Source organism: Kitasatospora sp. NPDC056651 (assembly GCF_042792155.1).
Lineage (GTDB): Bacteria > Actinomycetota > Actinomycetes > Streptomycetales > Streptomycetaceae > Kitasatospora.
On the sequence record NZ_JBHTWX010000014.1, the window covers coordinates 22,835 to 35,892 of the forward strand.

General features: G+C 74.7%; 12 protein-coding genes. 4 read left to right on the plus strand and 8 right to left on the minus strand.

Features of this window, described 5'->3' with window-relative positions; all coding sequences use genetic code 11:
- Positions 1-3 precede the first annotated feature (3 nt).
- Positions 4-810, minus strand: coding sequence for a lysophospholipid acyltransferase family protein (locus tag ACFRAR_RS08420; RefSeq protein ID WP_380696306.1), 807 nt, complete (start codon positions 808-810; stop codon positions 4-6).
- Between the two features lie 213 nt (positions 811-1,023).
- Here ACFRAR_RS08420 and ACFRAR_RS08425 point away from each other — a divergent pair, with 213 nt between their 5' ends.
- On the plus strand, positions 1,024-1,815 hold the full coding sequence (locus tag ACFRAR_RS08425; RefSeq protein ID WP_380696176.1) for an alpha/beta hydrolase: 792 nt from the start codon (positions 1,024-1,026) through the stop codon (positions 1,813-1,815).
- A 10-nt stretch (positions 1,816-1,825) separates the two neighbouring features.
- Entirely contained in the window at positions 1,826-2,575 is a 750-nt protein-coding gene (locus ACFRAR_RS08430; protein WP_380696178.1) for a hypothetical protein, read from the plus strand.
- A 56-nt stretch (positions 2,576-2,631) separates the two neighbouring features.
- On the opposite strand, the gene ACFRAR_RS08435 is transcribed toward ACFRAR_RS08430, so the two are convergent.
- From ACFRAR_RS08435 to ACFRAR_RS08455, 5 genes are all read right to left on the minus strand, one after another.
- Complete coding sequence (locus ACFRAR_RS08435; protein ID WP_380696180.1) at positions 2,632-3,393, minus strand: endonuclease/exonuclease/phosphatase family protein; 762 nt, start codon at positions 3,391-3,393, stop codon at positions 2,632-2,634.
- A 131-nt stretch (positions 3,394-3,524) separates the two neighbouring features.
- Complete coding sequence (locus tag ACFRAR_RS08440; RefSeq protein ID WP_380696182.1) at positions 3,525-4,469, minus strand: ROK family glucokinase; 945 nt, start codon at positions 4,467-4,469, stop codon at positions 3,525-3,527.
- A 191-nt stretch (positions 4,470-4,660) separates the two neighbouring features.
- The gene (locus tag ACFRAR_RS08445) at positions 4,661-5,167 is read right to left on the minus strand and encodes a DUF5304 family protein (RefSeq protein ID WP_380696184.1); all 507 of its coding nucleotides are present in this window, start codon (positions 5,165-5,167) and stop codon (positions 4,661-4,663) included.
- Between the two features lie 114 nt (positions 5,168-5,281).
- Positions 5,282-6,454: an ArsA family ATPase gene (locus tag ACFRAR_RS08450; RefSeq protein WP_380696186.1), complete on the minus strand. Its 1,173-nt coding sequence runs from the start codon at positions 6,452-6,454 to the stop codon at positions 5,282-5,284.
- Between the two features lie 31 nt (positions 6,455-6,485).
- Positions 6,486-6,947: an SRPBCC family protein gene (locus ACFRAR_RS08455; protein WP_380696188.1), complete on the minus strand. Its 462-nt coding sequence runs from the start codon at positions 6,945-6,947 to the stop codon at positions 6,486-6,488.
- 356 nt (positions 6,948-7,303) lie between these two features.
- On the opposite strand from ACFRAR_RS08455, the gene ACFRAR_RS08460 reads away from it, so the two are divergent.
- Positions 7,304-9,097, plus strand: a complete 1,794-nt coding sequence (locus ACFRAR_RS08460) for an AMP-dependent synthetase/ligase (protein WP_380696190.1) — start codon at positions 7,304-7,306, stop codon at positions 9,095-9,097.
- Positions 9,098-9,155: 58 nt separating this feature from the next.
- On the opposite strand, the gene ACFRAR_RS08465 is transcribed toward ACFRAR_RS08460, so the two are convergent.
- Positions 9,156-10,304: a glycosyltransferase family 4 protein gene (locus ACFRAR_RS08465; protein ID WP_380696192.1), complete on the minus strand. Its 1,149-nt coding sequence runs from the start codon at positions 10,302-10,304 to the stop codon at positions 9,156-9,158.
- A 215-nt stretch (positions 10,305-10,519) separates the two neighbouring features.
- On the opposite strand from ACFRAR_RS08465, the gene ACFRAR_RS08470 reads away from it, so the two are divergent.
- Complete coding sequence (locus tag ACFRAR_RS08470) at positions 10,520-11,890, plus strand: glycosyltransferase 87 family protein (RefSeq protein ID WP_380696194.1); 1,371 nt, start codon at positions 10,520-10,522, stop codon at positions 11,888-11,890.
- A gap of 42 nt (positions 11,891-11,932) precedes the next feature.
- On the opposite strand, the gene ACFRAR_RS08475 is transcribed toward ACFRAR_RS08470, so the two are convergent.
- Positions 11,933-13,000 carry a hypothetical protein gene (locus ACFRAR_RS08475; RefSeq protein ID WP_380696196.1) on the minus strand — a complete coding sequence of 356 codons (1,068 nt, stop codon included), beginning with the start codon at positions 12,998-13,000 and terminating at the stop codon, positions 11,933-11,935.
- Positions 13,001-13,058: the final 58 nt, after the last annotated feature.

Below are 13,058 nucleotides of genomic sequence, written 5' to 3' on the forward strand. Positions count from 1 at the left end.
CGTCTACTCCGGCTTCTCCGACGTGCCCGGCTCGGCGGTCTTCTCGCCGTCGGCGGCCTTCTCGGCCTTCTCCGCCTCGGCGGCCTCCGCCTTCTCGGCCTTGGCCGCGGCCCGGCGCTCGGCGTCGGCCTTCTTCTTGTCCTCGGCGATCTGCCGCTTGGCGGCGGTCGCGTAGATGTCCACGTACTCCTGGCCGGAGAGCCGCATGATCTCGTACATCACCTCGTCCGTCACCGAACGGAGGATGAACCGGTCGTTCTCCATGCCCTGGTAGCGGGAGAAGTCCAGCGGGCGGCCGATCCGGATGCCGGGGCGGATGCCGAAGTTGGGGATCACCTGGCCGGGCGGCTGCACCTTCTCGGTGTCGATCATGGCGACCGGGATCACCGGGGCGCCGGTGGCCAGCGCGACGCGGGCCAGACCGCCGACCTTGCCGCGGTACAGCTTGCCGTCGGGCGACCGGGTGCCCTCGGGGTAGACGCCGAACAGCTCGCCGCCCTCCAGCACCGCGATGGCGCTGCGGATCGCGGCCTCGCCGGCGCCGCGCACGCCCGAGCGGTCCACCGGCAGCTGGCCGACGCCCTTGAAGAACGCCGCCGTCAGCCGGCCCTTGAGGCCCGGGGTGTTGAAGTACTCGGCCTTCGCGATGAAGGTGACCCGACGCTTGATCAGCGCGGGGAAGAAGAACGAGTCCGAGAAGGACAGGTGGTTGCTCGCGATGATCGCCGCACCCTCGGTGGGGATGTTCTCCTCACCCTCGATCCAGGGCCGGAAGAAGATCCGAAGCAATGGCGCGACGATCATCTTCATCAGTCGGTAGAACAACCCGGGCCTCCTGTTATGCGGACCGGTCGATCCTAATGCCCCGCGGCCGTCCGCCGCGCCCGGCGCCGCCGCCGGGGGTTCGCCCGGCCCCACCGTAAGGGGTGTACGACCCGGCGCGGAGCGTGGGACGATGCGAATCCGCAACGCCCCCGCCAGCGTCCCCTCCCCCAGCGCCACCCGTCCGCGAAGGAGCCCGCCATGCCGTTGCTGCCCGGCGCCGAGCCGTACCACCACCGCGGCGGACCGGTGGGGGTGCTGCTCTGCCACGGCTTCACCGGGTCGCCGCAGTCGCTGCGGCCGTGGGCCGAGGAGCTGGCGGCGGCCGGGTACACCGTCTCGGTGCCGCTGCTACCCGGGCACGGCACCCGCTGGGAGGACATGCAGGTCACCCGCTGGCAGGACTGGTACGCCGCGGCCGAGCAGGAGCTGCTGGCGCTCGCCGAGGAGTGCGAGCAGGTCTTCGTCTGCGCGCTGTCGATGGGCGGCGCGCTGGCGCTGCGGCTCGCCGCGCTGCACGGGCCGACGGTCTCCGGGCTGGTGCTGGTCAACCCGTCGGTGCGTTCGGACACCCCCGTGAGTGTGCTGCTGCCGGTGCTGCGCCACCTGGTCCCCAGCGTGGCCGGGGTCGCGGGCGACATCGCCCGGTCCGGCTCCCCCGAGGTCGGCTACGACCGCACCCCGCTGCACGCCGCCTGGTCGCTGAGCCTGCTGTGGCGGGAGGTCCAGCGGCTGCTGCCGGAGGTGACCCAGCCGGTGCTGCTCTTCCGCAGCCCGCGGGACCACGTCGTCTCTCCGGCCAACTCGGAACTGGTACTGGCCCGGATATCCTCGACCGACGTGACGGAGCGGCTGTGCCAACGCAGCTTCCACGTCGCGACGCTGGACCACGACGCGGCGGAAATATTCGCGGCCGGCCAGGACTTCATCCGACGGCTGACCGCACCCGCGGTGGGCGTCACCCGGGTCGAATCCGACGATCACCATGGCTGAAGGGCCGGAAGTGCACGAGAGCAGCACGGCGGGCGGCGGGGACGAGACTCCCCGCGAGGACGGCGCGACCAAGAACGGCGGGACGGACGCCACCGCCCCGGGCGGCGCACCGACGGACCGTACGGGTCCGGGCGGCGCCGTGACGCCCCCGCCCGCCCAGGACGCCGCCGGGGAGCAGACCGCGGACACCGCCGCCCCGGAGGCCCCCGCCGAGCGCCGTACCCGCCGGGCGCCCGAGCGCAGCCAGGCCGAGCAGGACGAGATCTTCGCCGCCCTGGTGACCCAGTTCGACGACCCGGTCGACCTCAACAACCCCAACTGGCCGGAGGTCGAGAACCTCCGGGCTCAGAACGAACTCAAGGGCCGCCACAAGGACGGCACCGACGGCCGTGGCGACCTGGACGACCTGTCCGGTCTCGCCCCGCAGCCGCGCCCCCGCTCCGGCCACCCGGTGATGCCGGCCGCCGGCGCCGGCCCGCGCGACTTCGAACTGGCCGAGGAGACCGACGAGGGCCACTACGTCCCGCCGGAGCCCCCGCCGCTGCCGGCCGCCGACGTGACCGCCAAGTTCGCCTGGCTGGCGGTGCTCGGCGGCCCCGCCCTGCTGCTGGTCGACGCCGTGGTCTGGCGGGAGATCTCCGGCTGGCCCGCCTGGGTCGGGATCACCGCCTTCCTCGGCGGCTTCGTCACGCTGGTCGCGCGGATGAAGGACCGCGACGAGGACGAGCCGGAGGACCCGGACCACGGCGCGGTCGTCTGACGTCTCGGTCGGCTCGTCGGCCGGCTCCCCGGTCAGCTCCTCGACCGGCTCCTCGGTCAGCTCATCGGCAGTTCGAGGACGGCGAGCACCGGCAGGTGGTCGGTCGCGGCCCGCAGGTCGGCCTCGGTGACGCCGGGCAGCCCGTGCGGCACCCCGCAGCCGAGGACGGTGATCCCGGGCGTGGCGAAGACGGCGTCGATCCGCTGGTAGGGGCGCTCCGGGACGGAGGTGAACTCGCCGCCCCAGGGCGCGGTCGGGTGCCCGTCCTGGAGCCGGGAGGCCAGCAGCCGCCAGCCCGGACCGTCCGGGTGCTCGTTGAAGTCGCCTGCCACGACGCCGAGTTCGGCGATCCTGAGCTGGTCGAGCAGCAGCTCGAACTGCCCGTACCGCTCCTCCTGGTCCAGGCTCAGGTGGCAGCTGGTGACGGTGAACGGCGCCGTGCCGGGCAGTCGCAGCAGCGCGGTGGCGAAGCCCCGGGCGTGCAGGCCGCGGGTCTTGGGCAGCAGCCGGTCGTGCACCCCGAGCGGCTCCACCGCGCCGGGCCGGCCGAGCAGCAGCGGTCCGGCGGCGGTGCGGCCGCCGCCGGCCAGCACCTCGGTCCCGGTGTGCCGGGCCAGCCAGGCGGCCTGGCCCTCGGGCCGCCAGTAGCGCGGCGCCTCCTGGACGCAGACCAGGTCCGGGTCGCAGGCCCGGATCACCCGGGCCAGCGCCCGCCGGTCGTCGCGCAGAGAGCGGACGTTGTAGCTGAGCAGGCGCAGCCGGCCCGGGCCGGACGGCGGCAGCGGTCGGACGGCGGCAGCGGCGGTCTCGACGGTCATGGTCCTCCCCTGGGCGGTCACCGGATCGCTCCGACGGTACGCGGCGGGGCCGGGACGTGCGACGGCGGCGGAGCGTCCGGGATCGGTCGGGGCCCGGTCGCACCGCCGCCGGCGGGCTCGGAGGAAGGGGATCAGGCGGTGCGCGCGAGGTCCGCGGCGCCGACGATGCCGGCGGCGGAGCCCATCGAGGCCAGGACGACCTCGGCGCGCGGGCGGTGCACCCCGCCGGTCAGGTAGTGCTCGAAGGCCTTGGCGACCGGGTCGAGCAGCAGCCGCCCGGAGTCGGAGACGCCGCCGCCGAGGACGAAGACGCCCGGGTCGAACAGCGCGGCGAGGTCGGCCATGCCGCGGCCCAGCCAGTCGGCCAGCTCGGCGTAGCACTCCAGGGCGAGCGGGTCGCCCTCCTCGGCGGCCTGGGTGATGTGGATGCCGCGGATGGTCTCGGCCACGCCGTCGTTGAGCTCCAGCATCCGGCGGCCGCGCCGCGTGTCGGCGGCGGCCTTCTCCCGGCCGTAGCGGCGCAGCGCGCGCCCGGAGCCGTACTGCTCCCAGCAGCCCTTGCCGCCGCAGCCGCAGGCCAGGCCGTCGGGGACCATGTTGAGGTGGCCGATCTCGCCGGCCACGCCGAAGCGGCCACGGTGCAGCCGGCCGTCCAGGACGATGCCGCCGCCGATGCCGGTGCCGACGGTGATCAGCACCATGTCGCGGTGGTCGGCGGCCGCGCCGAAGCTGAACTCGGCCCAGGCGGCGCAGTTGGCGTCGTTCTCGACGACGGTGGACAGGCCGGTGAGCTCCTCGATCCGCCCGCGCAGCGGCTCGTTCTCCCAGTCGATGTTGGGCGCGAAGATCACGGTGGAGCGGTTGCTGTCGACGAAGCCGGGGGCGCCGACGCCCACCGCGGCGACGTCGGGGTGCTCCTCCTTGAGCTCGCGCACGGCCTGCGCGATGGCGTCGACCGCCCACTGGGGGTCGGCCGGGGTGGGCACCCTGGTCCGGGACAGGATCGCGCCCGCCTCGTCGACCACACCTGCCGCGATCTTGGTCCCGCCGACATCGACGCCGATGGTCAGAGCCATGTGTCCCTCAGCTATTCACTCGTTCCGCTGGGCGGAACGCTACCGCCCAACCCGGCCCCCGTACACAGCCTCGCATACATTATCCGAAGGCAATTCCGGAGCCAGCAGGCCGCGATGCTTCAAAAGTCGTATCTAATCCCCCTCTTCGTGACGCACGAGAGCAGCATGATCACACTCCGGAAGTCACGGTTTCACTGCTTGGCGGACGGCCCGTCAGCCTCGTCAAGGCCCGAGCCGAGGTCGCCGTCGAGATCGCCGTCGAGGTCGATCTTCTCGGCCGGCCCGCCCTGGCCCGCGGTCCACCGGCTCTCGTGCCCGGCCACGGCGGCGCGGTAGGCGGCCAGCAGTTCGCTGCCCGCGGTGGCGAGCCCGGTGCCGACGGCGGCCAGGTGGGAATAGACCTCCGGCTGCTGGGTGCGCAGCCGGTCGGCCATCCCGGAGAGCGTGATCAGGGTGGTGGCGCCGGCCTCCTGGGCCTTCTCGCCGAGCGCGCCGGCGAACCGGCGCACCTCGTCCACCAGCGGGCCCAGTTCCGGCCCGAACGGGTTGGACTGCCCGCCGCCCGACCCGGTGCCGCCGGTTCCCGGCTCGGCGTGATCACCGACGGGCTCGGTACGGTCACCGACGGGCTTGGTACGGTCGTCGGCGGTCTCGGTACGGTCACCGGCGGGCTCGGTACGGTCGTCGGTGCTGGTCATCGCGGGCGCCTCCTCGGCTGTGGCCGCACCCCGCGGCCCTCCGGCCCGACGCTACCCGACCGTCCGGACAGCCCGAACAGGCCCGGCCCCCGTGGAACCGCCGTCGAACCCCCGTCAGCCCCGCGGCCAGAGCGCCGGATCCGGCGCGAACCGCACCGAGAGCGCCCCGTCGGCCAGGCCGGCCCCGGCCACCGTGCAGCGGCGCAGCGCGGAGGGCAGGGTGAGCACCCGGCGGTGGGCGCCGAGCCCGACCACCAGGTCGTCGCCCCGGCGGACCAGGTCCAGCTCGGAGCGGTCGGCGCCGGGCAGGTCGAGGTGCCAGACCAGCAGGCCGTCCTCGGCGAGCCGGTCCTCGACCGACCAGGGCGCGGGAGCGAGCCGCTCGGGCCCGTCCCCGTCGCCGTAGAGGCGGTCGGCGAGGGCCTCCAGGGTGACGTCGGTCAGGTCGCCGACCAGCACCGGGGCGTCGGTCTCGGCCGCGAGCCCGGTCAGCTCCTCGTGCCGGCGGCGGGCCAGCGCGGCCAGCCAGGGGTCGGGCGAGGCGGTGGCGGCCTCGGGCAGCGCGCCGTGCACCACCACGGCGTCCGGCCGGTGCCCGTGCAGCGCGAGTCCGGCCCGGATCCGGCGCAGCTCTCCGTAGGGGTGGCCGTCGGCCGGGACGACCAGCCGGACGCTGGTGCCGGGGTCGGTGATCGCGGCGTGGGACTCGGCGAGCGCCGCGGCGGCCTTGGTGCGCCCCTCGTACAGCCAGTCGGCGGGCATCGGGACGCCCGCCAGCCCGGCCAGCAGCGGGCGCAGCGCCCGGGCGGCCTGCCGCTGCTCGGGAACGAGCCGGTCCAGGTAGCGGGCGAGCTGCTCGGGCAGGGCGAGGGCGCCGATCAGTTCGGCGGGCGGCGGCGCGAGCACCACCAGGACGTCCTGGTCGGCGGCGGGCAGGGCGCGCAGCAGGGCGAGCCGGGCGATGCCGGGCAGGGCGGTGAGCTCTTCGGGGTCGAGCTGTTCGGCGCCGAGCAGGTCGAGGGCGGGCTTGAGCCGGCCGGTGAGCGCGCCGACGGCGTAGCGGAAGGCGGCCTGCTCGTCGATCCGGGAGACGGTCAGGCCGGGTGCGTAGCCCAGTGGTTCGGGCTCCAGCCGGGTGCCGAGGGCGGAGTCCAGGGCGCGGTGCGGGTCGTCGGCTGCCAGCAGCCAGGTGCGGTGGCCGCGCCGGGCGGCGTGCAGCGCGGTGGCGGCGGCCACCGTGGGCGCGCCCGCGTCGCCGCTGACCAGGATGGTGCGTGTCGCCGTCATGCCGTGCGGCCCCCCTCGTGCGGTCGGCCCGTCAGCCCTGGGCGGGCTTCTTGCCGTCGGTGTCCTCGACGCGCTTCTTCAGACCGGCCAGGGCGCGGTCGATGATGACCTTCTCGGCCTTGCGCTTGATCATGCCGAGCATCGGGATCTTGACGTCCACGGCGAGCTGGTAGGTCACCTCGGTGCGGCCGCCGGCCAGCGGGGCGAGGGTGTAGGAGCCGTCCAGCGAGCGGAGCATCTGGCTGCGGACGAGGGTCCAGCCGACCTCGCGGTCACCGTCCCAGGTGTAGGCGAGGACGTGCTCGTCGCGGATCGCGCCGGCGTCGAGCAGCAGCCGGACCTGGGCGGCGCGGCCGTCCTGGCCGGTCTCCAGGACCTCGATCTCCTTGACCTCGCCGGTCCACGCCGGGTAGGCGGCGAAGTCGGCGATCACGGCCATGACCGTGGCCTGGGTCGCGTCGATGGTGATGCTCGACCTGGTGTGCTCCGCCATGGAATGGCCCTCCGCCTCGTCCCTCTGCCTGCCGGTCCGGGCCGGGGCGCGCTCGGCCCGGTCCGCCCGGAGCAGGCTATCGCGCCCGGCGGCGGTGATCGGCGACGGGCGGCCGCGGTGCGGCGGGTGCCGGGCGGTGTCCGCGGGACGACGGGCCCCGGGCGGCGGGCGGCGGGGCATGTTACCGGCCGGTCGCCCGACGCTGCCGTAGGGTGCCATTCGAACGACCCGGTCACGGCCTGGTCGGACCCGGCCGGGTGTGACACTTCGAACACCGGAGCCGACCCCCCTGGTCGAAGCTGCCTACCGGGCAGTAACGTCCTGCCGTCCCGCAGCGTCGCGAACGAGGAGCAGTCTTGCTCGACTTCAGCCTTCCGGCCCTCTATCAGGTACCGAGCGGCGGCAACCTCGCCGACCCGGTGCACCGGAACGCCGAGGAGCACCCGGACGTCGCCGTGCTCAGCCGCAAGGTGGACGGCCGGTGGCAGGAGCTGACCTCGGTCCAGTTCCTGGCCGAGGTGCACGCCGCCGCGAAGGGCCTGATCGCCGCGGGCGTCGAGCCCGGAGACCGAGTGGGCATCATGTCCCGCACCCGGTACGAGTGGACGCTGCTGGACTTCGCGATCTGGACGGCCGGCGCGATCACCGTGCCGGTGTACGAGACCTCCTCCGCCGAGCAGGTCGAGTGGATCCTCGGCGACTCCGGCGCGGTCGCCGTGATCACCGAGACCGCCAAGCACGTCCAGGTGCTCGACGAGGTCCGCGACCGGCTGCCGGAGCTGAAGCACACCTGGCAGATCGAGGGCGGCGTGCTGGCCGCGCTGGCCGAGGCCGGCCGGGACGTCCCGGACGCGACCGTCCACGAGCGCCGCCGGATCGCCGGCCCCGACGACGTCGCCACCATCGTCTACACCTCGGGCACCACCGGCCGGCCGAAGGGCTGCCAGCTGACGCACGGCAACTTCCTGGCCGAGTGCGGGAACGTCGTCGAGCAGCTGGCCCCACTGTTCCGGACCGGCGAGAGCTCCGTCCTGCTCTTCCTGCCGCTGGCCCACGTGCTCGGCCGGATCGCCGAGATCGCCCCGGCGATGGCCCCGATCAAGCTCGGCCACGTCTCCGACATCCGGGACGTCACCGCCGAGCTGGCCGCCTTCAAGCCGTCCCTGATCCTGGGCGTGCCCAGAGTCTTCGAGAAGGTCTACAACACCGCCCGCGCCAAGGCCCAGGCCGACGGCAAGGGCAAGATCTTCGACAAGGCCGCCGACACCGCGATCGCCTACAGCCGGGCGCTGGACGCGGGCGGCGCGGGCCTGGTGCTGCGGCTCAAGCACGCCGTCTTCGACAAGCTGGTCTACAGCAAGCTGCGCGCCGCGCTCGGCGGCCGGGCCACCCACGCCATCTCCGGCGGTGCCCCGCTCGGCGAGCGCCTGGGCCACTTCTACCGCGGCATCGGCTTCACCGTCCTGGAGGGCTACGGCCTGACCGAGACCTGCGCGGCCACCGCCTTCAACCCGTGCGACAAGCCGAAGATCGGTACGGTCGGCCGGCCGGTGCCCGGCTGCTCCGTCCGGATCGCCGAGGACGGCGAGGTGCTGCTCAAGGGCCCGCACATCTCCACCGGCTACTGGAACAACCCGCAGGCCACCGCGGACTCCCTCAAGGACGGCTGGTTCGCCACCGGCGACCTCGGCTCGCTGGACTCCGAGGGCTACCTGACCATCACCGGCCGCAAGAAGGAGATCATCGTCACCGCCGGCGGCAAGAACGTCGCCCCGGCCGTGATCGAGGACCGGATCCGCGGCCACGCCCTGGTCGGCGAGGTCATGGTGGTCGGCGACCGCAAGCCCTTCGTCGCCTGCCTGATCACCGTCGACCCGGAGTTCTTCCCGAAGTGGAAGGAGCTCAACGGCAAGCCGGCCGGCGCCACCGTCGCCGAACTCGCCACCGACCCGGACCTGCTGGCCGCCCTCCAGGCCGCGGTGGACGACGGCAACGCGGCCGTCTCGCACGCCGAGGCGGTCAAGAAGTTCCGGCTGCTGGACACCGAGTTCTCCGAGGAGAGCGGCCATCTGACGCCCTCGCTCAAGCTCAAGCGCAACGTCGTGCTGAAGGACTTCGCGGCCGACATCGAGGCCCTGTACCAGAAGTAGGACCGGGAACAGCCGTACGGGCCCCGCCTCTCCGGGAAGGAGGCGGGGCCCCTACGCGTCACCCGGCGGCCGGCCCCTCCAACAGCGAGGTCAGCCGCCCGGCCAGCAGGTCCCAGCGCCAGGAGCGCTCCACCCAGCGCCGCCCGGCCTCCCCCATCCGCCGGCGCAGCTCCTCGTCCCGCAGCAGCCGGACGATCCGCTCGGCCGCCGCCGGGGCCGAGCCGCCGGGCACCACGTACCCGGTCTCGCCCTCCAGCACCGCGTCCGGCGCGCCGCCGGAGTCTCCCGCGACCACCGGCAGGCCGGTCGCCGAGGCCTCCAGGTAGACGATGCCCAGGCCCTCCACGTCCAGCCCGCCGCGCCGGGTGCGGCAGGGCATCGCGAAGACGTCCCCGGCCCCGTAGTGGGCGGGCAGCTCCTCCCACGGCACCGCGCCGGTGAACCGCACCGAGTCCCGGACGCCGGTGGCGTCCACGAGCTTCTCCAGGTCCGCCCGGTACGGGCCGCCGCCGACGATCAGCAGCACCGCGTCCGGCACGTCGGCGAGGATCTGCGGCATCGCCTCGATCAGGGTGTCCTGGCCCTTGCGCGGCACCAGCCGGGAGACGCAGACCACCACCGGCCGGTCCGCCAGCCCCAGCCGGCGGCGCACCTCGGCGCCCCCGGAGGCCGGGTGGAAGGTCGTCTCGTCCACGCCCGGCGGCAGCTGCACCATCCGGCCCGCGGCCCGCGGCCCGACCGCGGCGGCGATCCGGGAGCGGGTGTACTCGCCCAGGTAGGTCAGCACGTCGGTGCCCGCGCCGATCCGGCGCAGCAGCTGCCGGGAGACCGGCAGCTGCGCCCAGGCGGCCTCGTGCCCGTGGGTCATGCCGAGCAGCCGCCCGGCGCCGGCCCGGCGCAGCGTGGGGGCCATCAGCCCGAGCGGGGCGGCGGCGCCGAACCAGACCGAGTCGCACTTCTCCGCGCGCAGGATCTCGGCGGCCCGCCGGGTGACCCGCGGTGTGGGAACCATCACCTTCGTCCGGTCCCGGATCACCGGGAACGGCTGTTCGGCGTCGAACCGGGCCACCTCGCCGCCGTCCCGCCAGGTCGAGGCGTACACCACGACGCTGCCTGCGGGCTGACGGACGGCCATGTTGTGGACGAAGGCCTGGATGCCACCGGGGCGGGGCGGGAAGTCATTGGTGACGATCAAGGTTCTGTGCATCAGGCCACGGCTCGCTCGGTCGGGGGGTGCGCGGTGTACCGCTGGGTGATCCGTACGATAGGTCAACACCACGACCCGCCGGGAACGGAACCGCGCACGGCAACCGTTTGACCCCCGGGTCTGTCCTAGTACCTAGGCCGCTGTCCAGGACGCGGCCCGGGCGTCCGTCGGTACGACGCCTCCGGTGGGACGTACGAGACGAACGAGGGAGCGCAGTGGAATTGGCCCCGGCCACCGAGCCCGGCTCTTCGCGCGGCCGCCTCGGCCGCCCGCTCGGGGCGCTGGCCGCGCTCGGCGCCACCTGGGTGGCCACCCGGGCCCTGCTGGTGCTGCTGACGACCGGCGTGCTGAAGGGGCCCGGCGGCGACGTCACGGCCGACGTCTGGATGATCTACCACGCCTGGTACGGCGTGCTTCAGACCGGCACCTTCCCGTTCGACGACGTGACCTGGCAGTACCCGCCGGGCGCCGCCCTGGTGATCCTGCTGCCGGGCCTGCTGCCGTGGTCGTACCTGGTCTCGTTCTGGGTGATCTGCGGGATCGCCGACGCCGCCGCGGCCGCGCTGCTGGTCCGCACCGGCCTGCGCCGGGGCCGGGCGCTGACCGGCGCCTGGATGTGGGTGGTGGGCGTCCCGCTGCTCGGCCCGATGATCTACAACCGCTTCGACGTCATCGTCACCGCGGTCGCCGTGGCCGGCCTGCTGGCGCTGATCCGCCGCCCGGCGATCGGCGGGCTGCTGCTGGGCCTGGGCGGCATCGTCAAGGTCTGGCCGCTGCTCGGCCTGATCGGCACCCCCTCCGGCCGCCGCACCCGCCGCTCCTGGACGCTGGCCGGCGCCACCGCCGTCTCGATCGGCTTCCTCCTGGCGGCCGGGATGAACGGCGCCTTCGACTTCCTGGCCTTCCAGAAGGACCGCGGCATCGAGGTCGAGTCGCTCGGCGCGCTGCCGCTGCACTTCGCCCGGCTCGCCGGGGGCTGGGACGGCAGGGTCACCATGAACTACGGCTCCCCCGAGATGCTCGGGCCGTGGGTCAGCGTGATCAGCAAGGTGATGATGGCCGGCACCGTGCTGGGCTTCGGCTGGCTGCTGCTGTGGCGCTTCACCTCCAAGCGCCGCAACGCGGCCACCATGTACGACGCGGCGCTGTGCGCGCTGCTGATCTTCGTGGTCACCAGCCGGGTGATCAGCCCGCAGTACCTGGTCTGGCTGGTCGGCGTCGCGGCGGTCTGCCTGACGGTGCGCGGCACCAGCCAGCGGCCGGTGGCGGTGCTGATCCTGCTGGCCTGCCCGCTGACCCAGCTCGAGTTCCCGACCGTGTTCAGCCAGGTCCTGGCCAGCGACCCCCTGGGCGTCACCGTCCTGGCCCTGCGCAACCTGCTGCTGCTGGCCGCGGCCGTGCTCTCCGGCATCCGGCTCTGGCGCTCCACCCGCGGCGAGGCGCCGCTGCCGCCGACCGTGGTGCTGGACCGCGAGCCCGCCGCGCTGCCGGCCGCCGGCTACCCGGTGCGCCCGGGCATCGCCTACGAACAGGACCTGCTGGACGGCATCGACCACCCGGGCGCCCCGGCCCGGCAGCGTCGCTGATCCGGCGGCCTGCGGTCGCACCCGGACGGCCCCCGCGCCCGGTCAGTCCCTGAGCGCCGCCACCCGCTCCAGCCAGAGCCGGGTGAACTCCTCCAGGCCGACGCCCAGCTCGCGGCGCATCAGCCGGTCGGTCCGGCCCTCCCGGTCCTCGCCCTGTCCGTCGGCCGCGCCGACGGCCCGGTAGAAGGCGACCAGCCGCTGCGACCCGTGGTCGCGGGCGATCAGGTCGCAGGCCAGCCAGGACTGCTCGTAGGCCTGGGCGATGCCGGTCGCGCCGGCGGCGAAGGCCCGGTCGGCGGGCAGTGCGGTGGGCAGCGTCCCGGCGGCGACGTCCCGGGCCAGCTCGGGGGCGATCTGCCGCGCGGCGCGGCCCGAGTCGCGGTAGGCGGTCCAGTCCGCGGCGCCCTCGGAGAGCCACATCGGGGTCCAGGCCCGGGTGTCGGCCCTGGTCGCGACGTGGGTGGCCTCGTGGGTGACGACCACCTGGCGGCCGAAGTCGCTGAGCCGCCCGTACACCTCCGGGTTGACCAGCACCCGGTCCGCCGGGGTGTGCCGGGGCGCGCCCGGGGCGGCCACGGTGACCGCCGCCATGCCCGCCCAGTCCGCCGGGTCGCCCTCCAGCAGCCGGGCGAACCGCTCCTCGGTGGCCGGCCGCTCCAGCAGCAGCCGCTCCGGCCAGGCGCGACCCCAGACCTCGGTGACGGCGGGCACCGCCCGGTCCCCCACCGCGACCAGCTCGGCCGGGTCGGGGCCGGCGGCGGGCCCGATGACCAGGCAGTGCGTGCCCGGCGCCGAACGGAGCGGCCCGAAGTCCCACGGCGCGGGCGGCCCGCTCGCGCTCTCCTCGCGCTCGACCCGCCAGCCGTCCCCGGCCAGGGCCAGCTCGATCCGGCGCGGGTACACCACCGGGTACGCGTCGTACCCGGCGATCCGCACCGCCAGGTCGGCGGCGGCGGTCACCCGCTCCGGACCACCGGCCCCGGCGAGCACCACGTTGCGGTACTCCGCCTCGGCCACCGGCAGCCCGGCCCAGGGCGGCGCCGAGCCCGCCCGCCGCGCCAGCGCCCCGGCCACCTCGGCGCGCCGGTCCGCCGACCGCGCCGAGGGCACCGCCGACGGGGCGGCCGGCGGCAACGACAGCTGGGCCAGCCCGCCGGCCGCGAGCAGC

What these genes read in the sequence shown, in the direction of transcription:
- ACFRAR_RS08420 (WP_380696306.1), bottom strand. Translation starts at nt 810, where the DNA reads ATGAAGATGATCGTCGCGCCATTGCTTCGGATCTTCTTCCGGCCCTGG.
- ACFRAR_RS08425 (WP_380696176.1), top strand. Translation starts at nt 1,024, where the DNA reads ATGCCGTTGCTGCCCGGCGCCGAGCCGTACCACCACCGCGGCGGACCG.
- ACFRAR_RS08435 (WP_380696180.1), bottom strand. Translation starts at nt 3,393, where the DNA reads ATGACCGTCGAGACCGCCGCTGCCGCCGTCCGACCGCTGCCGCCGTCC.
- ACFRAR_RS08440 (WP_380696182.1), bottom strand. Translation starts at nt 4,469, where the DNA reads ATGGCTCTGACCATCGGCGTCGATGTCGGCGGGACCAAGATCGCGGCA.
- ACFRAR_RS08445 (WP_380696184.1), bottom strand. Translation starts at nt 5,167, where the DNA reads ATGACCAGCACCGACGACCGTACCGAGCCCGCCGGTGACCGTACCGAG.
- ACFRAR_RS08450 (WP_380696186.1), bottom strand. Translation starts at nt 6,454, where the DNA reads ATGACGGCGACACGCACCATCCTGGTCAGCGGCGACGCGGGCGCGCCC.
- ACFRAR_RS08455 (WP_380696188.1), bottom strand. Translation starts at nt 6,947, where the DNA reads ATGGCGGAGCACACCAGGTCGAGCATCACCATCGACGCGACCCAGGCC.
- ACFRAR_RS08465 (WP_380696192.1), bottom strand. Translation starts at nt 10,304, where the DNA reads ATGCACAGAACCTTGATCGTCACCAATGACTTCCCGCCCCGCCCCGGT.